The following is a 26,641-nucleotide window of genomic DNA, read 5'->3' as shown; positions in this document are numbered from 1 at the left end:
TCGATACGTCCAGCGGCGTATCTCTTGAAAGCGACTTGACCTGATGCGAATAGCTTCGAGCTATGACGTACGACCCCGATGCCGAGATCGATCCGACGGGACCGGTAACCCCGTATATGCAGCTCGCGGGCATCCTGCGAGCCCGCATCGCTCGCGGAGACTGGGCACCAAACGAGCGCATAGCGACAGAGAAAGATCTTGTACAGGAGTTCGGACTTGCACGGACAACGGTCCGGCGCGCTATCGCGGTGCTCGTGCAGGACGGGGATGCGTACACGGTTCCGCAGCGCGGGACGTACGTAGCGGATCCGGACTAACCGCCGTGTCTACACGGCCGACGAGGGTCAACCCGTAGCCGTGTCCAACCGGGCCCCGGGCCGCCCGTACCCGCGCGGCCGACGTGGGGCCGCAGCTCCGCGCGCGGCCCGGATGCGGCAATCTTCGGAAATCCGCACGGCCGACGTGGGAAGGCCACGGACGGACCGCCGACCGCGCGGCCGTCTACACGTGACTCCCGCGCTGCATCGCTTCCACGGACAGTCCGCGGGCCCGGGGCGGGTGCTGTAACCGGGCTTCCAACCGTTCGGCCGTCGTCTCGTGAAGCGTGGGCCCGAACAGGGAGTCATCCCGGCAGACGCTGGCCACCCATGCCGCCGGGCGGCCCCGTTCGTCGCGGGAGCGCCATACGCGCCACAGGGGTATTCGCGGTTGAGCCGTTCCAGCGTCGCCGCGTCGCTGGTGTCACTGTTCATGCCGGCAAGCGTCCCGCGCGCACTGCCGCGGCGGAGGTGCCCAACTGTGGGCCCTGCTGTGGGCCCATAGGCCACACTGGAGACATGACCGGCGAACCGCTTCCCGCGATGCTGCGCCGTTTCCGAGAGTCCCGGGGATGGTCGCAAGCGCGCTTAGCGGAAGCGCTGTGCTCCGCGGCCGAGCGGCCTACGGTGACGCGGCACGACGTGTCCCGCTGGGAGCGCGGGAAACGCGTCCCGCGCGTATGGCTCCCTGTGCTCGCGGAGGTGCTGGGAGCTCCACGAGGGACGCTTGAGCGCGCCACCGTCGCCGACAGCGGCCCCGAACCGCCGGAGACGCTAGCCGCTCTGTTGCCGCCCGGGGATGCTGTCGCGCCGCTCCGGTCCCGTACGGGCCGCCGCGTCGGCCAGACGACGGCGGATGATCTCGCGGCGCGTGCGCACGGCCTGCGGCTTGCCGACGATGTACTAGCCGGGGGCGACGTGATCGTCCCCGCGTTCCGGGAGTTGGACGCGGCCCTTCGCGTGCTCCGCGAATCGGCCCACAGCCACGCCGTCCGGCGGGAACTGCTCCGAGCCGTCGGGGAACTGGCACAGGTTGCCGGCTGGGTGGCATCCGACGCGGCGGACGCGCGCGCGGAGCCGACATACCGTCTCGGCCTGGACGCGGCCCGGGAAGCCGAGGACGCTCCGCTCGCGGCGCAACTTGCGGGGTCGCTGGCTTACCACCGGTCCAACAACGGCCGCGTTGCCGACGGCGTCGCGCTGTCCGTTGCGGCCGTCGCAGAAGCCGGGCCGGAGGCTCCCGGGAAGACGCGTGCTCTGTTCCATGACCGGGCCGCGTGGGCACACACGCAAGCCGGGGACGCGCAAGCGGCTGTACGGGCGCTGGCGGAGGCACACGAGGCGCTGTCGGAAGCCGACGGGGACGCTCCCGATTGGGCCTATTGGGTAGATGAGTCGGAACTGGAGGTCATGGACGCGCGGGTGTACACGGAACTCCGGCGACCGCTCCGGGCCGTCCCGCTACTCTCTCGCGTGCTCCGCGACTACCCGGCAACGTCCACGCGGGAGCGGGCCTTGTACGAGTCGTGGCTAGCCGTGGCCTACGCGGACGCCAACGAGCCGGAGCAAGCGGCGGAGGTCGCGGCCCGGGTGGTCGCGCTGGCCGGCGATGTCGCCTCCGCGCGGGCATCGGATCGTGTCCGCGCGGTGCTGTCGCGACTTTCGGACTTCCGGGACGTGCCGGAGGTGCGGGCCGTTTTGGACGCGAGCCGCTCCCGGGCATGACACGAGGTTCCAGACCCGCGATGGCCACTGCGACGTCTGTGCGTCCGCCGCGCGCGGCGTCCCTACGCTCGCTGGAACCGGACCGGCGTGGCGTCGGGATCCCGACCGCTGACACCGGTATCCGAGTAATACCCGACGTCGGTCCACCCACGTGCGGTCATGGTGGCCTCGCACGCCGCCGGCGGGCGCACGGCGGGCGCCGGACCGGTTCACGACGCTGACCGAGGCGCCTTCGCCCACCGTCCGCCGAAGAATCGGCACAATGTAGCCATGCCTCTGACACCCGGTGACATCCGAAACAAGCAATTCAACACGGTGCGCTTGCGCCCGGGCTATAACGAGGATGACGTCGACCAGCTGCTCGATCGGGTGGAGGCCACGTTCGCGGGCCTCCAAGGGGGCCTGCGCAGCGGGCCGCCCATAACAGCCGAGGAGGTCGAGCACGCGAAGTTCCGGACTACACGCCTGAGTCCCGGATACGACGAGCAGGAGGTCGACGCCTTCCTCGACATCGTCGCCGCCGAACTGCGGGCGCACGGCCTTATCCACCCCTCCGAGGCGGCCTGGCCCGCCATCGGTCCGCAGCCCGGGCACGGACCGCCGCAACCGCCGCAACCGCCGCCCGCGCGGCACGGCGCCGGGCCCGCCCCGCCGCCTCCTCCACCGGATCCCGCTCCGACGGACCCCGCGCCCCCGCCGGCCCGCCCCCTCGGTCCTCCGCCGTCGGCGCAGGCCGGGCGCGCGCCGCTGCGGCCGGAGGACATCCGCAACCAGCAGTTCTCCACGACCCGGCTCACCACCGGTTACCACGAGGAGGAGGTCGACGCCTTCCTCGACAGCGCCGAAGCCACGCTGGAGGCCCTGGTTCACGGTCACCCCGAGCGCGCGCCGCTGACGGGCTCCCAGGTGGACCGCGTCAAGTTCTCGACGACGCGGGCGCGGCCCGGCTACGACCCGGCCCAAGTCGACGCCTTCCTGGACTTCCTCGCCCACGAGTTCCGCCACTACGAAGGCACCGACTAGCCCGGGCCCGGGCACTGGTGGGCGGCGCATCCCCGATCGCCGCGCTCCCGCGTCCCGGCCCTGCTCACCGCACCCTCCGCGGGCGCGGACTGCGGACCGGGGACTGCGGACCGGGGGCTGCGGTCCGCGGACCGGCCCGGATCCGGCCGCGCCCCAGGGTCCCTGCCTCCGGACACGCCCAAATCTCCGGCACCTCCATCCGATACTGACAGTTATATGCGATAACTTGACGTACACGCGCGTGTCGGAACTGGCACGACGGACGCGGAGGAGGGCAGCACCATGACGCGAACGGCGGCCTCCGGCAGCGGTCAGCACCGCCTCCCACCGCTGCGCTCCGCCACACGGCCGCGCCCCGGGCACACGTCCGCCGCCGGGGGGCCTGCGGCGCTCACCCGGCGGGAACCGCAGCCCCTCCCCGCCCGCCCGGGCGGGGGTTCCGGCCGGGTACCGCCGCGCCCGTCACCGGCACCGCCCGGTTCCGGTCCGCGCACCGAAGCGGGGACGCCGGCCGACGCCCCCTGCGTCTCCCGGCACCCCTGGGAGTGGCCGCTGGCTGCCGCAGCGGCGCTGGTGACCGCGTCCGTCCCGGCCGTGTCCGTCCACATCCTGTGGACGGCACCCGGCGGCGCCGCACTGTGGGCCGCAGCGCTCGTGCTCACCGGGATACCGGTCGGCTGCTGGGCGTCGAGCGGGCTGCGGCACGCCCGGCAGCGGGCGCAGTCGGTGCGGATCTCCCCGACGCAGTTCCCCGCCGCCGACCACGCGATCCGCCTGCTCAGCGCCCGGATGGGGCTACCGTGCGCGCCCGACGCCTACGTGTGGCCGGTCGCCGGCGGGCAGCGCGCCTGGGCCCCCGGCCACGGTCGGCGGCGCTACATCGTCGTCCCGGGCGATTTGTTCGAGACCGGCGGCGGGGTGCGCGACCCCGACGCTCTGCGCTTCGTGGTCGCGCACCAGTTGGGCCACATCGCGGCGGGCCACGCGTCCCTCTGGCTGCGAGCCTCGACGGCACCGGGGCGCCTGGTGCCCCTGCTGGGACCGTCGCTGTCGCGGGCGATGGAGTACACCGCCGACGACCACGCGCACGCGCACTGCCCCGAAGGCGTGCACGCGATCCGGCTGCTCGCCGGCGGCACCCGGTTGTACGAGCAGGTCAACATGAGCGAGATGGCCGAGCGGGCGCGCACCGACCGCGGGCTGTTCCTGCTCCTGTACAACCTGCTGTCCAGCCGCCCCGCCAACACCAAGCGCATGGCCGCTCTGCGCGACCCCGCCCGCCCGGGGCGCGTCTTCTTCTGAGACCGCGCGGACGTCCCCCGCTCACTGCACGGCGGGCCCCGGCGGATCCGCGCCGCCCGGCTCATCCGGAGTCAGGCCCGACAGCAGCAGGTCGGCGAAGTAGGCGCCCACCTGCGCGCCGGTGAGCTCGCCGGCGCCGTGGTACCACGTACTGAGGTGGTGGACGGCGCCGAAATACTGGGTGACGGCGATGTCGGCGGGCACGTCGGCGCGGAATTCGCCGCTGCGCCGCCCTTCTTCGACGATGGCACGGAAGCGTTCGTGGTACTGGCGGCGCTCCTTGCGCACGGCGGTCTGCCGGTCGTCGGAGAGCATGTGCAGCGACCGGAAGAAGATCCGGGTGTCGTCGAGGTTGTCCACCGTGGTGTGCACGACGTCGGCCGCGGCGCCGTACAACCGCTCGCGCGGGGTCCCTCGGGCACCGGCGAACCGGTTCAGCCGCTCCATCTGCATCGTCAGCACACGCTGATAGATCGCGTACAGCAGGTCGTCCTTGGAGGTGAAGTAGTGGTACATCGCCCCCTTGGTCACCCCGGCGGCCGAAACGAGCTCCTGCACCGAGGTCCGCTCGAAGCCGCGATCGGCGAAGAGCCGCGAAGCGGCCGAGAGCAGCCGGTCGGGAACCGCGAGGCTGCGGTCGGGTGCGGTCGCCGGCCGCTCGGAGCCGTCCGTGTTCTGCATGCGTCTTCCCGTCTTCCGGCCTTCATGCTGGAGCGGCTTCCAGGATAGACATACCATCCGGTCGGTCGCTGCGCACGACCCCGACGGATCCGCCGCAGTGTGCGCACCCGTCCGCGCGCAACGCCGCGGCGAACGCCGTGGCCGGAACCGGAAGCGGCGACGTCCGCGCAGGTCGCGAATACGACCGCAGGCCCCGATCCGGCCGCGGCGGCGCGTACTCCGACAGCGGCGCCGGCACCGGCCCTAGGCTGGTGAAACCGCCGCGACACGCCCGAACCCGATGCGCGATCGAACACAGGTTCGATACACTTCCCGGGTGAGTCTCTACAACGAACGGATCGACGTCAGATCGACCACCGGCGGCCACCCTGCGTTCTTCGCCTGGCGCGACCACACCTACCGTGTCCGGCGCGTCATCGGCACGTGGTCGTCGCCGGGCAAGCCCGCCTCCCGCGGCGGCGCTCAGGCCACGGCCACCGACGTACGGCTGGTCCGCGTGGCCGCCGAGTCGCCCGAAGGCGAACTCAGCATCGCCGACATCACCTGCGACGACACCACCGGCGATTGGACGATGCGCCGCCTGTGGGGATGACCTCCCGCCGCCCGGCCGTCCCGCCCGCCACGGCCGGGCGGCGCAACCGAGCCCGCGCCGCACCTGCACGCGGGCCCCGCCGTCGCCGCCCCGGCTGGGTAATCTCGGTGCCATGGCCACACCGGAGTTCATCCTCAGCCTGCGCAAGCACGTCGGCCACGAACCACTCTGGCTGACCGGCGTGACGGCCGTGGTCATAGCGGAGTCGGGGGAGGTCCTGCTGCACCGGCGGGCGGACGACGGATCCTGGAGCACCCCCGGCGGCATCCTGGAGCCCGGTGAGCAGCCGGCGGCCGCCCTCGTCCGCGAGGTCGCCGAGGAGACCGGCGTCGACGTGGTTCCCGAGCGGATCGCCAGCGTCGTCACCGAGCCGCCGTTCACCTATCCCAACGGCGACCGGGTGCAGTTCATGGACATCGCCTTCCGCTGCCGCCCGGCGGGCGGCAGCGCACACGCCGACGAAGACGAGTCCTTGGAGGTCGGCTGGTTCGCCCCGGAGCGGATGCCCGCGATGAACGAGCGCATCATGCGCCGCATCGCCCACGCCCGCGAGGAGGGCGAGGCCTACTACACGGCCCCGTAACGCGGACCGCGCACTCGGCGGGACCGGAGAACGCGGGGCGCGCGGCGCCTCCGGCGGGCCGTCGAGGCTGCGTGTCGTATGCGTTCCTGTGCACGGCACCGCGGCGACCCCGGACCCCCGGGGCGCCACGCGCCGCGGCGCGGGCGGCCATGGCGGTGCGGGCGCTCAGCCCGCCTGCTGCTTGCTCTCCAGCAGCTCCATGGCGTTGACCGCCGCCGAAACGGAATTGTGGACCGGAACCTGCCGGTGCAGGCCGACGAGGCGGACGACTTTGGTCACCCGTTCGTTCGGCGCGGCCAGCGCAAGGCTGCCACCGTGCTCCTTGACGGCACGGTAGGCGTTGATGACGACGTTCAGACCGCTGGAGTCCATGAACTCCAGCCCGGTCAGATCGAGGATCAGCCACGGCCCGTGCTTGTCGATCGCGGACAGGACATGCTCGTGGAGGTCGTCGGCGGTCGCGATGTCGAGGTCGCCCTCGACACTCACGATCACACTGTGATTCTCGACCCGGGTACTCAGCCCAAGCCTCTGCACGTTCACTCCTCCCAGCCCCACGTGTCGATGAGGGGTCCCCTTGCTCACCCTACGGACAACTGCGGATTTCGGTAGGGGTCCATCCGCGGTTCCTCTCGGCTGCGACCGCCGGCGGGGGACTCGCGGAGCGACCGGCGCCGACGTGCCGGGACGCCGAGCGTCGGCGCCCTGATTCCGTAGGCCTTCGACCACATACGGTATTAGCCCAGTCGTCCGACGGGAATGCCGTAGCGCAAGTATTTTCTCCACATGAACGGCAATCCAGACGCGCCGCTATTGTGACCTGTTGCATGCCCGCCGTCCACCCCCGCGATCACGGGCTCTCCGGGTGATGTGACGAATCCCGTCCCCGACGCGCATCGTCGGCACCCGGTCCGCCCCCGAACCCCGGCCCCGCGAACGCGGCGAGGATCCGCTCGGCCGCCAACGCGGCGGGAATCCGCCCCGCGCGGACCCCGTCCTCCAGGCGCGGGCTCTCCTCGCGCACCCGCGGATCCGCCGTCAGGCTGTCCATCAGGCGTTCCCGCACCTGCGCCCACATCCAGTCGACCCGCTGGCGGCTGCGGCGGGCGGCGAACTCGCCCGCCTCCTCCAGCGTGCCGCGGTGGTCGCGGACGGTCTGCCAGAACCCGTCGATCCCCTCTCCGGTCAGCCCGCTACAGGTCAGCACCGGCGGCCGCCAGTCCGGGTGCACCGGCTGCAGCATCCGCAGGGCACGCGACAGCTCCCGTGCGGCCGTGCGGGCGTCGGCCTCGTGCGGGCCGTCGGCCTTGTTCACCGCGACCAGGTCGACCAGCTCCAGCACGCCCTTCTTGATCCCCTGCAGCTGGTCCCCGGTGCGCGCCAGAGTCAGCAGGCAGAAGCAGTCGACCATGTTGGCCACCGCGACCTCGGACTGGCCCACGCCGACGGTTTCGACCAGCACCATGTCGAATCCCGCGGCCTCCATCAGCACCATGGTCGCGCGCGTGGCCCGAGCGACCCCGCCCAGCGTGCCCGCCGTGGGCGACGGGCGCACGAACGCCTGCGGGTCGATCGACAGCCGCTCCATCCGGGTCTTGTCCCCGAGGATGCTCCCGCCGCTGCGCGTGGACGAAGGGTCGACGGCCAGGACCGCGACACGGTGGCCCCGCTCGGTCAGCCGGGTGCCCGCGGTGTCGATGAAGGTCGACTTGCCCACCCCGGGAACACCGGTGATGCCGACGCGGTGCGCGCCGCCCGCGTGCGGCAGCAGCCGCACCAGCAGCTGCTGGGCCAGTTCGGCGTGGTCGGGCCGGCGGGACTCCACGAGGGTGATGGCGCGGGCGAGCGTGGGGCGGTGCCCGGCCAGGACCCCTTCGGCGTAGGCGCCGATGTCGACCGTGCGGCTCACCGCGCCTCCCCGGCGGATCGCGCTGCGGGCCTCACGACGGGTGGCCCAACTCGGTTTCCAGGCTCTCCAGCAGACCCAGCGCGGCTTCGGCGATGACGGTGCCCGGCGGGAAGATCGCGCTGGCCCCGGCCTCGTACAGGGCGTCGTGGTCGGCCGGAGGGATCACCCCGCCTACGACGATCGCGATGTCGGACCGGTCCAGCGCGTCCAGCTCGGCGCGCAGCGACGGCACCAGGGTCAGGTGTCCGGCCGCCAGCGACGAGACGCCGACGATGTGCACGTCGGACTCGGCGGCCTGGGCGGCGACCTCGGCCGGGGTCTGGAACAGCGGACCCACGTCCACGTCGAAGCCGAGGTCGGCGAACGCGGTGGCGATCACCTTCTGCCCGCGGTCGTGGCCGTCCTGGCCCATCTTGGCGACGAGGATGCGCGGCCGGCGGCCCTCGTTGTCCTCGAAGGTGCCCACCCGCTCGGTCACGGCCGCCATGGCGGACTCGGCGCCGGAGGACGATCCGGCTTCGTCTCGGTACACACCCTGGATGGTACGGACCTGGCCCGCGTGGCGGCCGAAGACCCGCTCCATGGCCGCCGAGATCTCACCGACGGTGGCCTTGGCCCGGGCGGCGTCCACGGCCGCGGCGAGCAGGTTGTTCTCCAGGCTCGCGCCGCCCGACTCGGCCGCCGCCGCGGCGCTGAGCCGGTCCAGGGCGGCCTGTACCGCGGAGTCGTCGCGCTCGGCGCGCAGCCGTTCGAGCTTGTCCAGCTGCTCGGCGCGCACCCGGCTGTTGTCGACGCGCAGCACGTCGATGTCGTCCTCGGAGTCCGGCGGGTACTTGTTCACCCCGATGACCGGCTGCCGGCCGGAATCGATGCGCGCCTGGGTACGGGCCGCGGCCTCCTCGATGCGCATCTTGGGGATGCCGGCGTCGATCGCGGCGGCCATGCCGCCGGCCCGCTCGATCTCGTCGAGGTGCTCCCAGGCGCGGTCGGCCAGCTGGGCGGTGAGGCTCTCGACGTAGTGGCTGCCGCCCCACGGGTCGATGACGCTCGTCGTGCCCGACTCCTGCTGCAGCACCAGCTGGGTGTTGCGGGCGATGCGCGCGGAGAAGTCGCCGGGCAGCGCGAGCGCCTCGTCGAGCGCGTTGGTGTGCAGCGACTGGGTGTGGCCCTGGGTGGCGGCCATCGCCTCGACGCAGGTGCGCACCACGTTGCTGAACACGTCTTGGGCGGCCAGCGACCAGCCCGACGTCTGGGAATGGGTGCGCAGCGACAGCGACTTGGGGTCGTCCGGCCCGAAGGAGCCCACCAGCCCGGCCCACAGCCGCCGCGCCGCCCGGAGTTTGGCGACCTCCATGAAGAAGTTCATGCCGATCGCCCAGAAGAACGACAGTCGCGGCGCGAACGCGTCGACGTCCAGGCCCGCGCGCCGTCCGGCGCGGATGTACTCGATGCCGTCGGCCAGCGTGTAGGCCAGCTCCAGGTCGGCCGTGGCCCCGGCTTCCTGCATGTGGTAACCGGAGATCGAGATGGAGTTGAAGCGCGGCATGCGCTGCGACGTGTAGGCGAAGATGTCGGAGATGATCCGCATGGAGGGCTGCGGCGGGTAGATGTAGGTGTTGCGGACCATGAACTCTTTGAGGATGTCGTTCTGGATGGTGCCCGCCAGCTGTTCGGGCGCCACCCCCTGCTCCTCGGCGGCGACGATGTACAGCGCCATCACCGGCAGCACCGCGCCGTTCATGGTCATCGACACGCTCATGCGGTCCAGCGGGATGCCGTCGAAGAGCCGGCGCATGTCGTAGATGGAGTCGATCGCCACGCCCGCCATGCCGACGTCACCGGTGACGCGCGGGTGGTCGGAGTCGTAGCCGCGGTGGGTGGCCAGGTCGAAGGCGACCGACAGCCCCTTCTGCCCGGCGGCCAGGTTGCGCCGGTAGAAGGCGTTGGATTCCTGGGCGGTGGAGAACCCCGCGTACTGGCGGACGGTCCAGGGCTGGTTGACGTACATGGTCGGGTAGGGGCCGCGCAGGTAGGGCGGAACGCCCGGGAACCGCCCTTCCGCCCCCATCCCTTCGCTGTCGGCCGGCGTGTAAAGCGGTTTCACGCCGATCCCCTCGGGGGTCTGCCACGTCAGCGACTCGGGACTCTTCCCGGCGGCTTCCTCGAAAGCCCGCGCCCACGCGGCGGCGGGTTCCCCGGCGCCGGATCCGCGGGACCCGTCGGCGAAGGCACCGGGTCCGATACGGCTGAAGTCGGGAATCATTCGGCCACCCCCAGGGCGTCGTGCAGGTCTGCCAACAGCTCGGGCGCGTCGCATCCGGCGAAGCAGAACGCGTCCACCGGGGCCTCTGCGGGCGCGGCCTCCGGGCGCCCCGCCAGCAGCACCCGTTCGGCCCCGGCTTCCTTGAGCGCGGCGGCGGCAGCCGCGGCGTGCTCGGTGTAGCGGGAATCGTCGCCGCACAGGCAGGCGATTCGGGCGCCGCTGCCGCGGAAGCCGGCTGCCGCTTCGTCGGCGCCTCCGGTGGAGTCCGCGCCCACGGTCTCGATCCCGCCGGAGCGCAGCAGGTTGCCGGCGAACGCTGCGCGCGCGGTGTGGCCGGCGACCGGCCCCAGCGTGGCCAGATAGGCGCGCGGACGCGCACCGGTCGCGGCGAGGTGGGCGTCGGAGCGGTCGCGCAGCCGCTCGAACTCCTGGGCGTAGCGCCGCCGCGGCAGCGCCGCGCCGCCCGCGGCGGGCGGTTGCGCCGCGTCGGGGTGCGGATCGCGCTCGATCGGAGCTTCGTCGAGGTCGGGGAACTCGCTGACGCCGGTGATGGGGTCGCGCCGGTGGGCGACGGCGTCGCGGCGCCGAAGCCACACCTCCTCGATCCGCTCGGCGACCAGACCGCCCGCCAGCGCCTCGGCCATGCCGCCCGCGGCCTCCAGCTCCTGGAAGAACGCCCAGCCGGCGCCGTAGAGGTCGGCGGTGCGGCGCTCGACGTAGTACGAGCCGCCTGCGGGGTCGACGACCCGGGTGAGGTGGGACTCCTCCGCCAGCAGCGCGTGGGTGTTGCGGGCGATGCGCCGCGCGAAGCCGTCGGGCAGGCCCAGGGCGGAGTCGAACGGCAGTACCGTCACGGCGTCGGCGCCGGCCGCGCCGGCGGCGAAGCACGCGAGCGTGGTGCGGACCATGTTGACGTGGGCGTCGCGGCGGGTGGCCATGGCCGCCGAGGTGGCGGCGTGCTGGTACATGGGCGGGCGGTCGGCGGCGTCCAGTCCGCAGGCCTCCAGCACCCGGTCCCACATCGCCCGCGCCGCCCGGAGCTTGGCGATCGTCGCGAACTGGTCGGCGGTCGCGGCGAAACGGAACTCCAAACGCCGGGCGGCCTCAGCCGGTTCCAGCCCTTCGCCGGTCAGCGCCCGCAGGTAGGCCACACCCGCGGCCACGGCGGCCCCCAGCTCCTGGGCGTCGGATCCGCCGGCCTCGTGGTAGGGCGTGGCGTCGGCGGTGACGAGCCGCAGGCGGGGGTGGCGCTCGGCGAAAGCGGCGGCGGTGTGCGCCGCCTGCCCGACCTCGGCGGGTTCGCCGGTGCGGGCCGCGGTGCTGAGCGGGTCGATGCCCAGGCCGCCGCTCACCGAACTCGCGGGAAGTCCCCGGTCGGTCCAGGCGCGCACCAGCTCGCGGGCGGCCGCCGCGTAGTCGGTGCCGGGTTCGAGGGTCACCGGGCAGAAGTCGAGGTGGACGTCGGCCAGGACCTCGCCGATCGCGGCGACGGGGACGCCGGACCCGCCGCAGACCAGCCACAGCGCGCCCACGCCGTTCTCCGCGTCGGCGAGCACCGCCTGCCGGGTGCGGTCGGGGCGCGGGTCGCGGTGCTGTTGGCGCACCTCCCATCCGTCGGTGACGCCGCCGTGCGGGCGGCCGCCGCGGGTGAACGGCGCCAGGCCGGGATAACCGGGGTCGGGGGTGTCTCCGTCGGTGTACAGCGGGCGCAGCCGGATGCCGTCGTAGGTGTCGGTGGCCAGCGCCTCCTCGGGCGCGGGATCGTCGGGATCGACCTCCGCGCCGGTCTTCTTCAGCACCCCGGCGACGAGTTCGCGCCACCGTTCGTACGTGGCCTCGGGAAAGTCCGCGAGCGTAAGCCCGGCGGCCCCGTCCCCTTGCGCGGTCTGCGGACCGCTATCCGGCGTCTCCATACCTCCGGATGTTAGGCAACCGCGCTCGCGGCGGGCCAATGCGGGGCAGGGCCGCCGGGCGCTCCGAGGTGTCCGGGCCGCAGCCGCCGCCCGGAGGATCCGGGGGTCCGCAGGCGCGCGGGGACGGCGCCCCTAGTCGGCCGGGGGCGTGTCGCCGTCTCCGGAGCCCCCGGCGGGCGGGAAGACGAAGCGTTGGCGGCCGCTGACGACGATGCTGTAGCCGTCGTCGGTGGCCGTTTCGACGTAGGCGCCGATCCCTTCGGCTGCGACGTCCTTGTCTTCGGCGTTCAGCACCACTTGCGCACCGGAGGCGTCGCCGCTGCCGCGGGCGTCGCCGTAGATGTAGCCGCCCATGGCCAGCGCGGGCGAGATCGCCTGCTCGAATTCGTCCTCGAACTGCCAGCGGATCTCGCCGGCCGCCAGGTCGACGGCGATCAGCGGGGTCTCGCCGGTGGCCTGCGGCAGCAGTACCGTGCCCGTGTCCGGCTCGTAGAGGGCGCCCTGCAGCGGGGGCGGCGCGAACTCGTCGGCGGAGGGGTTGGCGCCGGGCTCGGCGAGGCTCCACAGCAGATCGCCGCTGTGCAGGTCGTGCAGCGACAGCACCGAGGGCTCTTCGGGGACGGTCCAGCGCACCAGTGCGGCGGTGCGTGTCGCGCCGCCGCCGGAAGCGGTTCCGGTGCCCTCGGGCGAGGGGGGCGCAGCGGAGGGCGAGCCGGCGTCGGGGCCCGGCGAGGAGCTCTGCTCGTCCTGCGGGGTTCCGGTGCCGTCCTCGCCCGGGTCCGTCGTCGCGCCGTCCTCGGACCCCGCCGGGATCTCGTAGCCGCCGACGACCTGGGGCCGGGGCCGCCGGACGTCGGTGCCGCCGGCCAGCTCCGGGGCGTCGCCGGCGACGCTCCACAGCAGTTCTCCGGCGTCGTCCTCGCCGATGGCGCGCGCCTGCAGCAGTCCGCGGCCGTCGTCGAGCAGCAGGACGCCGTCGCGGGCCGCGACGGGCACGCCGTTGCGGTCGGGGTCGGGGTCGGGGTCGGCGGCGTCGTCCCCGGTGCCGCCGTCGCCCGTCTCCTCCCCGGCGGCGGGAGGGGCCTGGAAGGTGTACTCCCACAGCTTCGCGCCGTCCGGGGCGCGGACCGTGTAGTCGCCGTAGGGGTCCGCGGCGGTCCAGTCGGCGGGGCGGCGCACCACCGCGCCGCCGACGAAGGACGCCCGGTCCCCCGTGCCGGACCACACGGTCTCGCCGTCGTCGCCGATCACCTCGGTTCCGCCGTCGCTGCCGTCGGCGACCAGCACCTGCGATCCGTCGGCGTCCAGGCCGAACCGCCGGATGTGCCGTTCGCCGCGCCAGAGCGTCCGCCCGTCCTCGGCGTCCAGCAGCAGGTGGCGCTCCTGGCTGTTGGAGCTGATGAGGAAGGCGTCGCCGACCGAGGAGAGCCGCACGCCCATGTCGTCGTCGAGGATGTCGGGGCCTTCGCCGCCGGGCCCGTGCAAGTGCCGCAGCGGATCGCCGCCCACCCCCGGCGGGAGTTCGCCGTGGAAGGCGGTGGGCAGCGGGCGCGGCGACTCCGGTGCCTCGTCGGTCTCGTCGTCGGACGTGCAGGCGCTCCCCGCGACAAGCAGCGCGACGCCCGCGGCCGCTGCCAGCGGCGCCCGTCGCCAGGTGCGCATGACCGGTCACTCCCTACGACGACATCAGGTACCGGAATCCTAGAACGCGCGGGGCGGCCCCACACACATGCCCGCCGGGGCGAGCGCCGCTCCCGCGGGACGCGGGGACTCGGGCCGAGGGGCGGGCGCCGGTGCGCTCAGTCGGAGCCCGGTTCGACTTCGACGGTGGTGGTGCCGCTGATCTCGTAGTGGGCCGTGCCACCGGTGGCCTCGGCCAGCCACGCGCCGAACCCCGGCAGGTCGGGTTCGGCCACGGCGACGTCGACGTCCACGCCCGCTCCGTAGCGCACATCCTGCACCCGGTAGGCGGATTCGCGCAGCCCGCTTTCGAGCCTGCCCGCGATCAGGTAGTCGGCGCTGACCGTCACGACGGCGAGGGTGCGCCGCTCCAGGACGCCGACCTCGTCGAGGGCGGCGGCGACGGCGCTGCCGTAGGCGCGGATGAGCCCGCCGGCGCCGAGTTTCACGCCGCCGAAGTAGCGGGTGACCACGGCTGCGGTGTCGGTGATGCCGCGGTGGCGCAGCACCTCCAGCATCGGCACCCCGGCCGTGCCGGAGGGTTCGCCGTCGTCGCTGGAGCGCTGCACGTCGCCGCCGGCCCCGACGACGTAGGCGGTGCAGTTGTGCGCGGCGCTCCAATGCAGCCGCCGGCGCTCGGCGATGAACGCCCGCGCCGCGTCCTCGTCGTCCACCCGGGCCAGAGCGCAGATGAACCGGGACTTCTTGATCTGCAGCTCGTGTTCGCCGCCGCTTGAGATGGTTCGCATGTCCGGGTCCGATCGTACGGGGCGCGGCGGGAGCGGCCCCGCCCGCCTGCGCTGCGGCGGCCGCGGCGCAGGCGGGCGCACGCGGGGCGGGCCCCGGTGCAGGCGGGGTTCACCCGCCCATCGAGAAGACCCAGTAGGCGATCCCGTACATCGTGGCCATGATGAGGACCACCGAGCAGACGTTCAGCCAGGCGCCCGCCCGCACCATTTGGCCGATGCGGATGTAGCCGGAGCCGAACGCGATCGCGTTGGGCGGGGTGGCCACCGGGAGCATGAAGGCCAGGGACGCGGCGAGGGCCGCGGGCACGACCAGGAGCATGATGTCCAGGCCGAGACCGGCGGCGACGCCCGCCAATACCGGAAGGAAGATGGTGGCGGTGGCGGTGTTGCTGGTCAGTTCGGTCAGCAGCAGGACCAGGGCCGCGACGATCAGCACCACCGCCCAGGCCGGTACCGCGCTGAGCAGGCCCACCCGCTCACCGATCCAGCCGCTCAGTCCGGACTCCTCGAACCGCACCGACAGCGAGATGCCGCCGCCGAACAGCAGGAGGATGCCCCACGGCAGTTGCAGTGCGGTCTGCCAGTCGAGTGCTGCCACGCCCCGGCGCGGCTTCACGGGGATGAGGAACAGGGCCACGGCCACGGCCATGGCGATGCCCGCGTCGGAGATGTGGGCCAGCCACGGCAGCGCGTCGGCAACGGCGGGGGTGTCGGTCAGGAGCGGGACGCCGACCCAGGACGCGGCCGCGCAGGCGAAGACGGCGAGCACCGTCCACTCGCCGCGCGACATCGGCCCCATCTCGTGGAGCTGGTCGCGGATGAGCTGCCGGCCGCCGGGGAGTTCGCGGATCCCGGGCGGGTAGATCACGCGCGTCAGCAGCAGCCAGGAAACCACGAGGAAGACGGCCGCCAGCGGCAGCCCCACGAGCATCCACTGGCCGAATCCGATGTCGATGCCGTGGTTCTGGGAGAGGTAGCCCGCCATGAAGGCGTTGGGCGGAGTGCCGATGAGTGTCGACACCGAGCCGATCGAGGCGGAGTAGGCGATCCCCAGCATGAGCGCGGTGGCGAAGTTCGCGTCGCCCTTGCCGTCGCCCAGCTGGTTGACCAGGCCCAGCACCGACAGGCCGATCGGCAGCATCATCACGGTGGTCGCTGTGTTGCTCACCCACATCGTGAGGAAGGCCGTGGCCAGCATGAATCCGGCGATGAGCATCACCGGTCCGGTACCGACCGCGGCGACGACCACCAGCGCGATGCGGCGGTGCAGGTTCCACCGCTGCATCGCCATGGCCAGCATGAAGCCGCCCATGAACAGGAAGATGACGTCGTCGGCGTACGGGGCCGCCACATCGGCGATGTCGGTACCGACAAGCACGGGGAACAGGACGAGGGGCAGCAGCGCGGTCGCCGGCAGCGGTATGGCCTCGGTCATCCACCAGACGGCCATCAGAGCGGCGACAGCGGCGGTGACCTTGCCCGCGTGCTCCAGGGAGTCGGGGAGGAGGAGGTAGAGGGCCAGGGCGAGGACGGCCCCCGCCCCCAGACCGATCCGTTTGCGCGCGAGACCGTCGCCGCCTTCGGCGCTTTCGCCGGGGCCGGTGGACGCGCCGCCGCCGACCGGTCCTGTCGCGGGGGAGGGGTGCGGGCCGGAGTCAGTCGGTTGCGTCATGGGATCTCCTCGGATCCGTCACACAAGTGCCATACATCACACGTTCCCTACCTGTCGTCGGGCGGGTGAACCCTCCGTGCGGTATCGAACCCGCAACGACGTGTGCGCCGGCCGGCCCGGCCCCGGCGCACAATGGGGGCATGACCGGATCCGGTATCGACGCCGTCAGCGTCCTCGCCGAGCCGCTGCGCCACCGGCTCTACGACTACGTCGCAGGCCGCGGCGGCGAGGTCACCCGCGCCGAGGCCGCCGAGGCCGTGGGCGCCCGGCGCAACCTGGCCGCTTTCCACCTGGACAAACTCGTGGAGGCAGGACTGCTGGAGGTGGAGCGGCGCAAAGTCTCCGGACGCGACGGGCCCGGGTCCGGCCGTCCGGCCAAGCTCTACCGCCGCTCCTCGCGTGAGCACGCCGTCCAGTTGCCGCCGCGCGACTACGGCACGGCCGCCGGGCTGCTCGCCGAGGCGGTCGAGCGCGCCGGCGCCGAGGAAGCGCTCTACGCCGCCGCGCGTGCCGAGGGCGAGCGCCGCGGCGCCGCTTGCGCCGCGCGCACCCGGCCGGAACCGGACGGCGCGGCGGAGTCCCGCACTTCGGAGGACACGCCGGCGCCCCGGGACGCGCCGCCCCCGACGTCCGGTCCCGTGTCGGCGGAAGGGCTCGCCGGCTGGCTGCAGGGCCACGGTTACGAACCCGTCCCCGTCGTCGCGGACGGCGGCGCCGGCCCCGCCGACGGCCCCCCGCACCCGACGGCGGACCCGCCGCAGGGCGGTGCCGCGGACGCCGCGGCGCCTGCGGCCGACCCCGCGCTCCGGCTGCGCAACTGCCCCTTCGACGCGGTGGCCCGCAGCCATCCGCCGGTGGCCTGCGGGATGAACCTGGAGCTGCTGCGCGGTCTGCTGCGCGGCGCGGGCGCCGACGCCTTCCGCGCGGACATGGCCCCGGCAGCGGAGGGCTGCTGCGTGATGATCTCATCCTCCGGGAATTCCAAAACCAATTCACGTTGACATAGAAGTGGGTCGGGAGCATGCTGATCCGCATGAGCGACCACCACCTGGCCCAGATCAACATCGGCACCCTCAAGGCACCGCTCGACGACCCCTCCATGGCCGAGTTCGTCGCCCGCCTGGAACCCGTCAACGCCCTGGCCGACTCCAGCCCCGGATTCGTGTGGCGATACACCGACGAGGGCAGCGACGACGCCACCGCCGCGCGCCCGTTCGGCGACGACATCCTGGTGAACCTCTCGGTGTGGCAGGACCGCGAGTCGCTGTGGAACTTCACCTACCGCAGCGACCACCTCGACGCACTGCGCCGCCGGCGCGACTGGTTCACCCGGCTGAGCACCGTGCACGCGGCGCTGTGGTGGGTCCCGGCCGGCCACCTCCCCACCCTCCGGGAAGCCGGCGACCGCCTGGAGGTGCTGCGCTCCCGCGGCCCGTCGCCCGAGGCCTTCACATTCACCGAGTTCTTCCCACCGGAGCCGCAGGAAAGCGGCACACCCGCCGCACCCGCCGCACCCCGGGCCGACGCACGCGACTGAGCCGGGCGCGGGGCGGAACGCGGTCCCGGCCGCGGTGAACCCCGGAACACGAACACCACTGTTCGTGACGACAGAGATACCCGGAGTATCCTTTGTTCCGGACGCCGAACCGGTATCGGGGGGATCGCCGTGTCACTGACCCGCGCCATCGTCAGCGCAGCCGCAGCATCGCTGCTGCTCGCGGGATGCGGCGACGGCCGCCAAGGCGACGACGAGGGGGCGGCCGCCCCCTCCCCCTCCGGGAACGGGACCGCCGACGCGGGCGCCCCCGGTCTCGCCCACGTCGTCGCCCGGTTCCAGACCTACTCTCCCGACGCCGAGGCCATCACCTACGACGAGCAGGCCGTCCCGGCCGGATCCGGCGTCACGGTGCAGGCCACCCGCGCCGGCGCCGAAACCGACTTCACGCTCGCGGTGAGCGGCCTGCAACCCGACGAAGCCTACGGCGCCCACCTGCATACGCGGCCCTGCGGCGAGGATCCCGACGCCTCCGGACCGCACTACCGGAACGAGCAAGGGCCGGAAGGGAGCACGAACGACCCCGAGTACGCCAACGGCGACAACGAGGTCTGGCTGGACTTCACCACCGACGGCGACGGAGTCGCCGAGTCCGACGCCGACGTCGACTGGCATCCGCGCGAGGGCGAAGCCGGCTCGGTCGTACTCCATGCCGACCACACCGCGACGACCGCAGGGGAGGCCGGTTCAGCGGGCGATCGCCTCGCCTGCGTGAACGTCCCGCTCTGACAGTCCCGGCACGCCGAGCGCACCGCCGAGGGCGGAGCCGGTCGGCTCCGGAACACCCGGGAGGCTGCGGCGACGGGGCCGACCGCGCGCAGCGCCCACGCCAGCATTCCGCAACCTGTTGTGGTGCCCGCACCAGGCATCCTTCGAACATCCGCACTCATGGTCAACGGCGGATTTGCATCCCCAAGAACAGCAGAAACGCGAAATCGCGCAGGCCGCGGCGCTCCGCGAATTGAACACAATCTCCGGCGGACATGACGAAACCCCCTCAGCCGAAGCCAAAGGGGTCAGGTCGAGGCAGGGAGGAGATACAGCTCTGCCGACGCCACCGCCGCGAATCTCCTCTTTTTTATCGAGAGGAGACGATATCCATGCACGGATGCTTGCCGTTACAGGATTCCCGTCTTAACTTCCTTTAGAAATCTTACCCATTCATCCTTGGAGAATCCGAGGTGCCCAAGGCTCCGGTTTTGGGTATCGCGCACCGCGCCCCCCCGCATGTGGTCAGGGCTGTTTCAACGCAGTTACTTTCCGCGTTGCTGTACGACGATTTGTGCCAGGTTTCGTCTATCGGTGTCATGCAAACTCTCCTCGTGCTCGTTCGATTAGTGCACGGGACGGCTCGAAAGGCAGAGCTGCGCCGCGCAGGTCACTCAAGAGCGAGACGTGTTCATCCACGGTAGCGGCGTCGATGAAGATACCGCCGGTGGCCCTTGTTTCCAGGTACAGGATGGTACCGGCGTCGGGAAGCTTAAGAAGTCGGAACCCACCGTCTAAGCCAGGATGGTTCCATGTAGGGTGCGGAACCACGAGTATTTCGACGTTGTCCCATTGCGACGCCTTATAGAGGTGTTCCAATTGCTTTTGCATTACTTCACGGCACCCCGGACCAGGTCGGCACCGCCCGCCGCTGGCTGGAGGACACCCTCACCCGCACCCCCGGGCGCATCCCCGACGCGACCACCGCCACAGCCGTGCTCCTGCTGTCGGAAACCGCCACCAACACCCTGCGCCACACGCCCACCGGCGCCCCCGGCTCCACCTTCACCGTCCACGTCCACGCCGACCGACACACCCTGGCCGTGGCGGTCCAGGACGCGGGCAGCACCACCACCCGGCCCGAGCGCGCACGAACCTCGATCACCGACGATCACGGGCGCGGCCTGGCACTGGTCGAGGCCGTCGCCGACACCTGGCAACCACTGCCGGGAGGCAACGGAATCTCCTTCACGCTCAGCCTCACCCAAGCACCGACCGGCACGCCCGACAGCGCAAGCGCCCGCACGGCACGGGAGCACGCGCGATGACCGCTATCCCCGACGCCCAACTCGGCCCCGGCGGCCACGACCCGCACGGATACCTCAACCACCGCTTCGGCGCCACCTGGCACATCACGTGCGAACCCACCCCCGGCGGGTGGTACTGGACCGCCACCCGACGCCGGCCCGCCCCCGCCGACGCCACCGCTCACGGCGTGTGCGACCGGCACGCGGGCGGGATGCGCCCCGCCGAACTGTGGACGTGGTTGCAGGAGCAGGAAACCGCCTGGCAGCACTGGCAGAACGCCCGCCGCACCGGATCAACCGCCGGGGCCGCCCATTGCCCCCCAGGCGGCCCCGGATCCGCAACGACGCCGACACGGTCGACAAGCCCGTCCTCTCCCGGGGCCGATGACACCCGGCCGCACCCGCCCGCGTTCTCCCGGACCAGGCCGGGTATACGCACGTCAGCGGGACGGAAGCCGACCACGTCGACCACCGCCCCGCCCAACTCCGGTTGTCCCGGAGGGTTCCTGAAGCTCCCCCGGGGCCGGCGGTCCGGGGCGCGGCCCCTCGCGGCTCTTCCAGTCCGTCTCGGGCGTGTCCGGTCCGGATTCGCCCGGATGCGGCGACACACCGCACGCAATCCGCAATAGACACGTTCGGTTTTAGTTTAATTACTGTGAGTGATGACCGCTCAGCCCTCCTGAGGACCCGAGGAACGAGAGCCGCACCGTGCCGATCCGCCCGACCAACCTGGCCACGATGTCCGCCACCATCGCCGGCGCCCTGTCCCCGACGCGCTCCGACAGCGGCGACACCGTCCGCCCTGTCACCGTGACCTTCGAGTCGGGGCACCGACAGGTGGTGGACACCGGCGGCTGCAGGTCGCTGGAGTCCGCGCAGGGCGGTGTGGTGGCCATCGAGGCCGAGGCCGCGGCCAAGTACGCGCTCTTCGCCGGCACCTCCTGCCAGGGCGGCCGGGCGATCGCCTCGGGCCGCGGTCCGGCCACCTTCGGCGATCCGATCCTGGCCGGCGCGATCGTGCTGGGCTGAACCCGGCTTACCCGACTCCCCCGTTTCCGCGTTCCGCGCCTGCGCACGCCGCGCATCCGGTGCCGCCGTCCACCGCTGTGCGTGCCGCCGCCGTACCGCCCGCAGAACCCGGTACCAGAACGGGGAACCGCGTCGATGCCGCCGCCCCTACCGCAGCCGCGCGTCCGCAGGCGCTGCGGCCGCCGTCCGGGCGCGGTCGGCCGCAGCGCGCTGCTGAGCGCGGGTGCGGCGGCGCCCGGCCGGACGGCGGCCGCAGGGCGGCGCGGTCAGCCGGTCTCGACGCCCGGACTCACTGCACCGGGCGGAGCCTCAGGCGACGCGGCGGGCCCCTGCGAAATGCCGGCCGTAGTAGCCGGCCATCCTGGTGGTCTGGATCTTCTTACCGGAACTCGGCGCGTGGACCATGCGGCCTTTTCCGACGTACATTCCGACGTGGCTCGGACCGGAATAGAAGAAGACGAGGTCTCCGGGCTCCAGATTGGACCAGGAGACCGACCTGCCCTGGTCGAACTGGGTGTAGGTGGTACGGCTGATGTTCTTGCCGGCCTTCTTGTAGGCGTACTGCACAAGGCCCGAGCAGTCGAAGGCCCCCGGTCCTTCGGCGCCGTACCGGTAGGGCTTTCCTACCTGGCTCTTCGCGTGCTGAACGGCTTTCCCGGCGACGCTCGACGCCTGCTGCACCCGCTCTTCGGCGACCGCAGGGGCGGCGGAACCGATTCCGAATGCGGCGAGCACCGCCAGGGAGGATAAGGTCAATGCGGCCCTGACCAGGACGCTGGGTCTGTTTTCCGGTTTCGGGTGGACGGATCCGATCGACATGCTCGTTGTTCCCCCGTATTTCGCTTCCCCCGAAGCGGTGTGCCCCGGGGCACAGTTCCATAGGGAAACACAGGGGCCGACCGTACTTGTCCTTATGGTCGCCTTGGCGTGTCGCGTCGGATTTTCCCGCCGCATAGGCGGGTGCGCCGCCCCGGGAGCAGCGGAGAACGGAAATTCCGAGGGATAAGCGCGGTTTGCCGACGGCTGGGGGAAACGCGCGGGTTGTTCGGCTGCGGCGGGGCGGCGTCCTCCACCGCCGCCCCGCCGCCGATCCCCGCCGTACGCGGGCACCGGGCCTGCGCGCTCTCGGAACCGCCGCTGCTAAAGCGCGCCGTGGCTCCACGGGCCGGTGACCGCATAGGTGATGCCGGGGCTCTGCACGTTGAAGAACAGCGTCCGGCCGTCGGGGCTGAACGTGGCCCCGGCCAGTTCGCTGGTGTTGGTGCTGTTCAGCGCCGCGAAATCGAAGATCTCGCCGCGGTCGGTCACCCCGCGCAGCATGTCGCCGCCCGAACCGTCCTCGCACAGCACCAGTCCGCCGCTGTTGGGCGAGACGCAGATGTTGTCGGGGCTCTGCAGCAGGTCCGGGTCGACCGACTCGTAGACCAGGATCAGCTGTCCGCCCGAGCGGCCGCGCGGCCGGTACTCCCACACCTGGCCGAGTCCGGCGTCACCGCCGCTGGTGGAGTTCACGTAGATGGCGCCGTCGCCGTACCAGGCGCCCTCCAGACGCGCGAAGACCGCGCCGCCCTTCGCCCGGCCCTGATTGAACACGGCGAGGGAGTCGCCGCTGTCGGGGTCCGGGTCGTCGATGTCGACCCACTCCACGGCCAGGGGTTTGCCGGCGCGCTGGCCGGTCCGGGTGTCGTAGCGGGGGTCTCCCTTGATCGCGAGCATCTGCAGCTTGCCGCCCTCGCCCAGGCGCCCGGGGGTGTCCGGAACGAACCGGTAGAGGCCGGAGCTGCCGCGGTCCTCGGTCTCGTAGACGATGCCGGTCGCGGGGTCGACCGCGACGGCCTCGTGGGTGAAGCGCCCCATGGCTCTGTACGGCACCGGCTCCACCGGCCCGTCGGCGTCGACGGGGACCTCGAAGATGTAGCCGTGCGGGTCGGCGGTGTCCAGACCGGTGAAGGTCTCTTCGCAGGACAGCCAGCTGCCCCAGGGAGTGGGGCCGCCGGCGCAGTTGCGGATGGTGCCGGTGAGACTGGGGAAGGAATCGACCAGGCGCATCGCCTCGCGGTCGACGACCAGCGTCGTGGTTCCGCCCGCGGCCTGCGGGTCGTAGCTGGGCGAGGCGAAGGCTTCGCCGCCGCTCTGCTCGTGGTTGCGGACCAGGCGCAGCGCGCCGTCGTCGGCTTCGAACGCCGCCATGCCGTCGTGCCGGCCGGGGGTGGGCGTGCCGTCGCGCATGGGCGTGCCGGTGCGGCCGAACGCGGCGTAGGTGAATCCGGCGGGCAGCAGGAGCTCCCCGTCGGGCCCCGCGGGTTGCAGCGGCCCGTATCCGCCGTTGTCGGCGGCGACGGTGCCGCGGTTGTTTCCGGCTCCGGGGCCGGCGGCGTGGGCCGTGGTCTGACCCATGAGTCCCTGCAGGGCCGTCGCGGCGCCCACCAGACCGCTTCCGGCGAGGAAGCGCCGGCGGTTCACTCCGGATGCGTGGGCGTCAGCACGGTCGGGCATCGGTTCCTCCTTCGGAGAAGGTGCGGTCACCACGAGCTGAACCCGCCGAAGTGACCCGCCGATGATGCCCGTGCCTCCGCCGGCTGACGCGGCGCTCAATTGACACCGCCTGGGCACGGGGCGGCTGGCGCGCCGGTCGTCAGGCCTCCAGGCAGCGTTCGACGACCCCGGTGAGCCGCTGCACCAGCTCGTCGCCGTCGGCCTCCATGAGCGCTTCGGCTCCGCCCATCCGGCGGACGTTGCCGACGCCGATCAGCAGCGCCGCCACCAGCGTCGCGCGGGTGCGGGCGTCGGGACCGCCGATGTAGTCGGCCAGCGGGCCGATGATCGCGCTCTGCAGCCGCTTCTCGAACACCGACTTGAGGTCCGGGTCGCCGAGCGAGTGCAGCAGCGCCCGCTGCAGCGGAGTCCCCTCACCCAGCGTGCGGTGGACCACGTGCTCGGCGATGCGGCGCGGCAGGGTGTCGCGCTCGCCCTCGACGAGGTCGGGAAAGGCGGCGTCCTCGGCGATGACTTCGGCCAGCAGTCCGCGTTTGGCGCCGAAGTAGCGGTTGATCAGGGCGACGTTGACCCCGGCCGCCGCGGCGATGCTGCGCGAGGAGACCTCGGCGTATCCCTCGTGGGTGAACAGTTCGCGGGCGCTGTCGAGGATCCGCCGGCGCGTGGCCTCGCGGTCGCGAACCCGCCCGTGGCAGGTGTCGGCGGCGTCGGTCGTATTCATCGGGCCCCCTGCTGTGACCGGCGCGGAGTCGCAGCTCAGCGCGGCTTCTCACGTTCGGTTCTCCGCACTATAACCGCCCTGCTTGACAAGTCAACACTGTTTACTTATACCTGAGGAGGAGATTCCACCGGACTGCCCGCTTCAGCGGCAGCGGCCCGCCGTGTCCGGGAACGGCCGCTCCCCTGTGCCAGCGGCCGGATCCGTCCGACCAGTTCGATACGGGGCGACGAAGAGGAGAACCCGAACGTGGAGCGACGCTTAGGCACTGCCGACGAGCAGGCCGCGGCCGTGCCGGGGCAGCACGCCGGCACCGCAGCCGGCGCAGAGGCGCAGACGAACTACTCGCGCCGCCAGATGATCGAGATCCTCGTCGGTCTGATGCTGGCGATGCTGACGTCGATGCTCACCACGTCGATCGTGGGCACGGCCCTGCCCACGATCGTCGGCGAGCTCGGCGGCCAGGACCGGCTGTCGTGGGTGGCCAGCGCCACCCTGCTCACCATGACCGCGTCGACGCCCGTGTGGGGCAAGCTCTCCGACGTGTGGGGCCGCAAGCTGCTGTTCCAGACCGCGCTGGTGATCTTCATCTGCTCGTCGGTCGCCGCCGGCTTCGCCACCGACATGACCTGGCTGATCGTCGCGCGGCTGTTCCAGGGGATCGGCACCGGCGGCCTGGCCGCGCTGCCCCAGATCATCCTCGGCGACGTGGTCGCCCCGCGCGAGCGCGGCCGCTACTCCGGCTTCCTCGGCTCCGTCTTCGGCGCCGCCACCGTCGCCGGCCCGCTGCTCGGCGGATTCCTCGTCGACAGCCCGCTCGGCTGGCGCTGGTGCTTCTTCATCACCGTGCCGCTGGCGGCCGTGGCGTTCGTCGTCATCCAGCGCCTGCTCAAGCTGCCCGCGCGGCCCGACGTCGCACACCGCATCGACTGGCGCGGCGCCACGTGCATCGTCGGCGCCGCCAGCGCGGTGATGCTGCTGCTGAGCCTGGGCGGCCAGGAGTTCGACTGGGCCTCGGCGCCGTCCTTCGCGCTGATCGCCGCGGCACTGGTACTCACGGCCGCAGCCGTGCTCGTCGAACGCCGCGCCCACGAACCGATCCTGCCGCCGCACCTGTTCCGCAACCGCACGTTCGTGCTGGGCGCACTCGCCTCGGCGGCGGTGGGCATGAGCATGTTCGGCGTGATGATCTACCTCCCGCAGTACCTGCAGATCGTGCAGGGGCTCAGCCCTACGGCCTCCGGGCTGATGACGCTGCCGATGGTGCTCGGCCTGCTGGCCGCCTCGATCTCTTCGGGCTTCCTCGTCAGCCGCACCGGAAAATGGAAGCTCTTCCCGGTCTCGGGCACGCTGCTCGTCGCCTGCGGCTTCACCACCCTGACGTTCCTGGACACCGAGTCGAGCCTGGTCCTGGTGGGCGCCGGAGTCTGCCTCATCGGGCTGGGGCTGGGAATGTGCATGCAGATCCTCATCCTGGCGACGCAGAACGCCGTCGACCTAACGGATCTGGCCGCGGCCACCTCCGCCGTCTCCTTCTTCCGCAACCTCGGCGGCGCGCTCGGCGTGGCGATGTTCGGCTCGGTCATGACCAACCGCCTGCACGACGAGCTCAACGCGTTCGCGCGCTCGGCGGGCGCCTCCGGCGGTTCGGGGGAGATGTCCGGGTCGGCCACCGGATCGCCCGATGCCATCCGGGCCCTGCCGCCCGAAGCCCAGCACGTGGTGATCCAGGCGTTCAGCGATGCGATGCACACCGTGTTCACGCTGGGGGTCCCGATCGGCGTCGTCGGGTTCGTGATCGTGCTCTGCTTCAAACCGATCCCGCTGCGCTCGGGACGCGGCTGACCGCACGGGTACACGGGGGGTGCACGGGGCGCGCGGCCTGGTGCGGCAGGCGGCGCCCCCGCCCGCGCCTCACAGGTAGCGGCGGAACCCCTCCGCCGAGCTCTCCAATCCCACGGCCGCGTAGAACGTCTGCGTTCCGGTGCGGTTCTCGTGGGAGAGCAGCTCGATCTTGTAGCAGCCGGCGCGCCCGGCGCGGTCGACGGCCTCGTCCATCAGCGCGCGCCCCACACCGGCGCGGCGGCAGTCCGGGTCGACCACGAGGTTGTCGACGATCGCCCAGGATTGCGCGTCATGGGTGAGATTGGCGATGACCAGCAGGTCGAGGGTCCCGATGATCTGTCCGCGGCGCTCGGCGACCAGAACGGAGCGGTCCGGGTCGTTCTCCATCCGGGTCCAGGCGCGGACGGCGGCCGACGACATGCGGACCGTGCTGCTCTGCTCGGGGATGGAGTCGCCGAGTTCGCGGAGGAGCCGCAGAATCGCACCGAGGTCAGACCGGATGGCCGCGCGGATAATCATGGCTTCGGGCATCGTAGCCGACAGCCGGGATAAGCCCGACGTCGCCCTCAGGCCT

At 72.2% G+C, this 26,641-nt stretch carries 25 protein-coding genes and 2 pseudogenes; 12 read left to right on the top strand and 15 right to left on the bottom strand.

Features of this window, described 5'->3' with window-relative positions; all coding sequences use genetic code 11:
• Nucleotides 1–62: 62 nt before the first annotated feature.
• The 4 genes from HNR25_RS13990 (at nucleotide 63) to HNR25_RS13975 (ending at nucleotide 4,367) form a co-directional block, all read left to right on the top strand.
• On the top strand, nucleotides 63–317 hold the full coding sequence (locus HNR25_RS13990) for a GntR family transcriptional regulator (protein ID WP_184635742.1): 255 nt from the start codon (nucleotides 63–65) through the stop codon (nucleotides 315–317).
• A 519-nt stretch (nucleotides 318–836) separates the two neighbouring features.
• On the top strand, nucleotides 837–2,042 hold the full coding sequence (locus HNR25_RS13985; protein WP_184635740.1) for a helix-turn-helix domain-containing protein: 1,206 nt from the start codon (nucleotides 837–839) through the stop codon (nucleotides 2,040–2,042).
• 270 nt (nucleotides 2,043–2,312) lie between these two features.
• Nucleotides 2,313–3,065, top strand: coding sequence for a DivIVA domain-containing protein (locus tag HNR25_RS13980; protein WP_184635737.1), 753 nt, complete (start codon nucleotides 2,313–2,315; stop codon nucleotides 3,063–3,065).
• 594 nt (nucleotides 3,066–3,659) lie between these two features.
• A complete protein-coding gene (locus tag HNR25_RS13975; protein WP_312862539.1) occupies nucleotides 3,660–4,367 on the top strand; it encodes a M48 family metallopeptidase in 708 nt (235 codons plus the stop codon).
• 21 nt (nucleotides 4,368–4,388) lie between these two features.
• Here HNR25_RS13975 and HNR25_RS13970 read toward each other — a convergent pair whose 3' ends face one another.
• Nucleotides 4,389–5,048 carry a TetR/AcrR family transcriptional regulator gene (locus tag HNR25_RS13970; protein ID WP_184635735.1) on the bottom strand — a complete coding sequence of 220 codons (660 nt, stop codon included), beginning with the start codon at nucleotides 5,046–5,048 and terminating at the stop codon, nucleotides 4,389–4,391.
• A gap of 316 nt (nucleotides 5,049–5,364) precedes the next feature.
• Between HNR25_RS13970 and HNR25_RS13965 the strand changes: the two genes are divergently transcribed.
• Together HNR25_RS13965 and HNR25_RS13960 are read left to right on the top strand one after the other, a co-directional pair.
• Nucleotides 5,365–5,640, top strand: coding sequence for a DUF6504 family protein (locus tag HNR25_RS13965; protein WP_184635733.1), 276 nt, complete (start codon nucleotides 5,365–5,367; stop codon nucleotides 5,638–5,640).
• A gap of 112 nt (nucleotides 5,641–5,752) precedes the next feature.
• Nucleotides 5,753–6,223 (top strand): NUDIX hydrolase, encoded by a 471-nt coding sequence (locus HNR25_RS13960; RefSeq protein ID WP_184635731.1) that lies wholly within the window; start codon nucleotides 5,753–5,755, stop codon nucleotides 6,221–6,223.
• Nucleotides 6,224–6,388: 165 nt separating this feature from the next.
• On the opposite strand, the gene HNR25_RS13955 is transcribed toward HNR25_RS13960, so the two are convergent.
• The 7 genes from HNR25_RS13955 to HNR25_RS13925 form a co-directional block, all read right to left on the bottom strand.
• Nucleotides 6,389–6,760, bottom strand: a complete 372-nt coding sequence (locus HNR25_RS13955; protein WP_040275996.1) for an STAS domain-containing protein — start codon at nucleotides 6,758–6,760, stop codon at nucleotides 6,389–6,391.
• Between the two features lie 313 nt (nucleotides 6,761–7,073).
• Nucleotides 7,074–8,132 (bottom strand): methylmalonyl Co-A mutase-associated GTPase MeaB, encoded by a 1,059-nt coding sequence (meaB, locus tag HNR25_RS13950; protein ID WP_184635729.1) that lies wholly within the window; start codon nucleotides 8,130–8,132, stop codon nucleotides 7,074–7,076.
• Nucleotides 8,133–8,163: 31 nt separating this feature from the next.
• The gene (gene scpA, locus HNR25_RS13945) at nucleotides 8,164–10,395 is read right to left on the bottom strand and encodes a methylmalonyl-CoA mutase (protein WP_184635727.1); all 2,232 of its coding nucleotides are present in this window, start codon (nucleotides 10,393–10,395) and stop codon (nucleotides 8,164–8,166) included.
• Nucleotides 10,392–12,308, bottom strand: coding sequence for a methylmalonyl-CoA mutase family protein (locus HNR25_RS13940; RefSeq protein ID WP_184635725.1), 1,917 nt, complete (start codon nucleotides 12,306–12,308; stop codon nucleotides 10,392–10,394). Before HNR25_RS13940 ends, scpA begins: the two co-directional genes overlap by 4 nt.
• Nucleotides 12,309–12,440: 132 nt before the next feature.
• Nucleotides 12,441–13,970, bottom strand: coding sequence for a hypothetical protein (locus HNR25_RS13935; RefSeq protein ID WP_184635723.1), 1,530 nt, complete (start codon nucleotides 13,968–13,970; stop codon nucleotides 12,441–12,443).
• A 137-nt stretch (nucleotides 13,971–14,107) separates the two neighbouring features.
• Complete coding sequence (locus HNR25_RS13930) at nucleotides 14,108–14,737, bottom strand: YigZ family protein (RefSeq protein ID WP_184635721.1); 630 nt, start codon at nucleotides 14,735–14,737, stop codon at nucleotides 14,108–14,110.
• Between the two features lie 109 nt (nucleotides 14,738–14,846).
• Nucleotides 14,847–16,409, bottom strand: coding sequence for an SLC13 family permease (locus HNR25_RS13925; protein WP_184635719.1), 1,563 nt, complete (start codon nucleotides 16,407–16,409; stop codon nucleotides 14,847–14,849).
• Nucleotides 16,410–16,549: 140 nt separating this feature from the next.
• Between HNR25_RS13925 and HNR25_RS13920 the strand changes: the two genes are divergently transcribed.
• The 3 genes from HNR25_RS13920 to HNR25_RS13910 all read left to right on the top strand — a co-directional run bounded on the left by HNR25_RS13920 (nucleotide 16,550) and on the right by HNR25_RS13910 (nucleotide 18,693).
• Nucleotides 16,550–17,410, top strand: coding sequence for a helix-turn-helix transcriptional regulator (locus HNR25_RS13920; RefSeq protein ID WP_184635717.1), 861 nt, complete (start codon nucleotides 16,550–16,552; stop codon nucleotides 17,408–17,410).
• 32 nt (nucleotides 17,411–17,442) lie between these two features.
• A complete protein-coding gene (locus HNR25_RS13915) occupies nucleotides 17,443–17,946 on the top strand; it encodes a DUF3291 domain-containing protein (protein ID WP_184635715.1) in 504 nt (167 codons plus the stop codon).
• 129 nt (nucleotides 17,947–18,075) lie between these two features.
• Nucleotides 18,076–18,693 carry a superoxide dismutase family protein gene (locus tag HNR25_RS13910; RefSeq protein ID WP_184635713.1) on the top strand — a complete coding sequence of 206 codons (618 nt, stop codon included), beginning with the start codon at nucleotides 18,076–18,078 and terminating at the stop codon, nucleotides 18,691–18,693.
• Between the two features lie 389 nt (nucleotides 18,694–19,082).
• On the opposite strand, the gene HNR25_RS27070 is transcribed toward HNR25_RS13910, so the two are convergent.
• From HNR25_RS27070 to HNR25_RS13900, 3 genes and pseudogenes are all read right to left on the bottom strand, one after another.
• Nucleotides 19,083–19,193 carry a DUF397 domain-containing protein gene (locus HNR25_RS27070; RefSeq protein WP_376767500.1) on the bottom strand — a complete coding sequence of 37 codons (111 nt, stop codon included), beginning with the start codon at nucleotides 19,191–19,193 and terminating at the stop codon, nucleotides 19,083–19,085.
• Between the two features lie 26 nt (nucleotides 19,194–19,219).
• Nucleotides 19,220–19,273 (bottom strand): annotated as a pseudogene (locus HNR25_RS27065) (hypothetical protein); the annotation flags it as partial.
• Nucleotides 19,270–19,566, bottom strand: a pseudogene (locus HNR25_RS13900) (Scr1 family TA system antitoxin-like transcriptional regulator); the annotation flags it as partial. The pseudogenes HNR25_RS27065 and HNR25_RS13900, both read right to left, overlap by 4 nt.
• On the opposite strand from HNR25_RS13900, the gene HNR25_RS13895 reads away from it, so the two are divergent.
• Nucleotides 19,524–20,000: an ATP-binding protein gene (locus HNR25_RS13895; protein ID WP_184639301.1), complete on the top strand. Its 477-nt coding sequence runs from the start codon at nucleotides 19,524–19,526 to the stop codon at nucleotides 19,998–20,000. The pseudogene HNR25_RS13900 and the gene HNR25_RS13895 overlap by 43 nt on opposite strands.
• A 687-nt stretch (nucleotides 20,001–20,687) precedes the next feature.
• Nucleotides 20,688–21,008 carry a phosphatase gene (locus HNR25_RS13890; protein WP_184635709.1) on the top strand — a complete coding sequence of 107 codons (321 nt, stop codon included), beginning with the start codon at nucleotides 20,688–20,690 and terminating at the stop codon, nucleotides 21,006–21,008.
• A gap of 309 nt (nucleotides 21,009–21,317) precedes the next feature.
• Here HNR25_RS13890 and HNR25_RS13885 read toward each other — a convergent pair whose 3' ends face one another.
• The 3 genes from HNR25_RS13885 to HNR25_RS13875 form a co-directional block, all read right to left on the bottom strand.
• Nucleotides 21,318–21,743, bottom strand: coding sequence for a C40 family peptidase (locus HNR25_RS13885; RefSeq protein WP_312862538.1), 426 nt, complete (start codon nucleotides 21,741–21,743; stop codon nucleotides 21,318–21,320).
• Nucleotides 21,744–22,148: 405 nt separating this feature from the next.
• The gene (locus tag HNR25_RS13880) at nucleotides 22,149–23,504 is read right to left on the bottom strand and encodes a PhoX family protein (RefSeq protein WP_184635705.1); all 1,356 of its coding nucleotides are present in this window, start codon (nucleotides 23,502–23,504) and stop codon (nucleotides 22,149–22,151) included.
• Between the two features lie 139 nt (nucleotides 23,505–23,643).
• A complete protein-coding gene (locus HNR25_RS13875; protein WP_184635704.1) occupies nucleotides 23,644–24,225 on the bottom strand; it encodes a TetR/AcrR family transcriptional regulator in 582 nt (193 codons plus the stop codon).
• A 354-nt stretch (nucleotides 24,226–24,579) separates the two neighbouring features.
• Between HNR25_RS13875 and HNR25_RS13870 the strand changes: the two genes are divergently transcribed.
• Nucleotides 24,580–26,067 carry an MDR family MFS transporter gene (locus HNR25_RS13870; protein WP_184639299.1) on the top strand — a complete coding sequence of 496 codons (1,488 nt, stop codon included), beginning with the start codon at nucleotides 24,580–24,582 and terminating at the stop codon, nucleotides 26,065–26,067.
• Nucleotides 26,068–26,136: 69 nt separating this feature from the next.
• On the opposite strand, the gene HNR25_RS13865 is transcribed toward HNR25_RS13870, so the two are convergent.
• Entirely contained in the window at nucleotides 26,137–26,586 is a 450-nt protein-coding gene (locus HNR25_RS13865; protein WP_184635702.1) for a GNAT family N-acetyltransferase, read from the bottom strand.
• Nucleotides 26,587–26,641 lie beyond the last annotated feature (55 nt).

The organism is Streptomonospora salina (assembly GCF_014204715.1).
GTDB lineage: Bacteria > Actinomycetota > Actinomycetes > Streptosporangiales > Streptosporangiaceae > Streptomonospora > Streptomonospora salina.
This window is presented reverse-complemented; position numbering and strand designations above follow the sequence as displayed.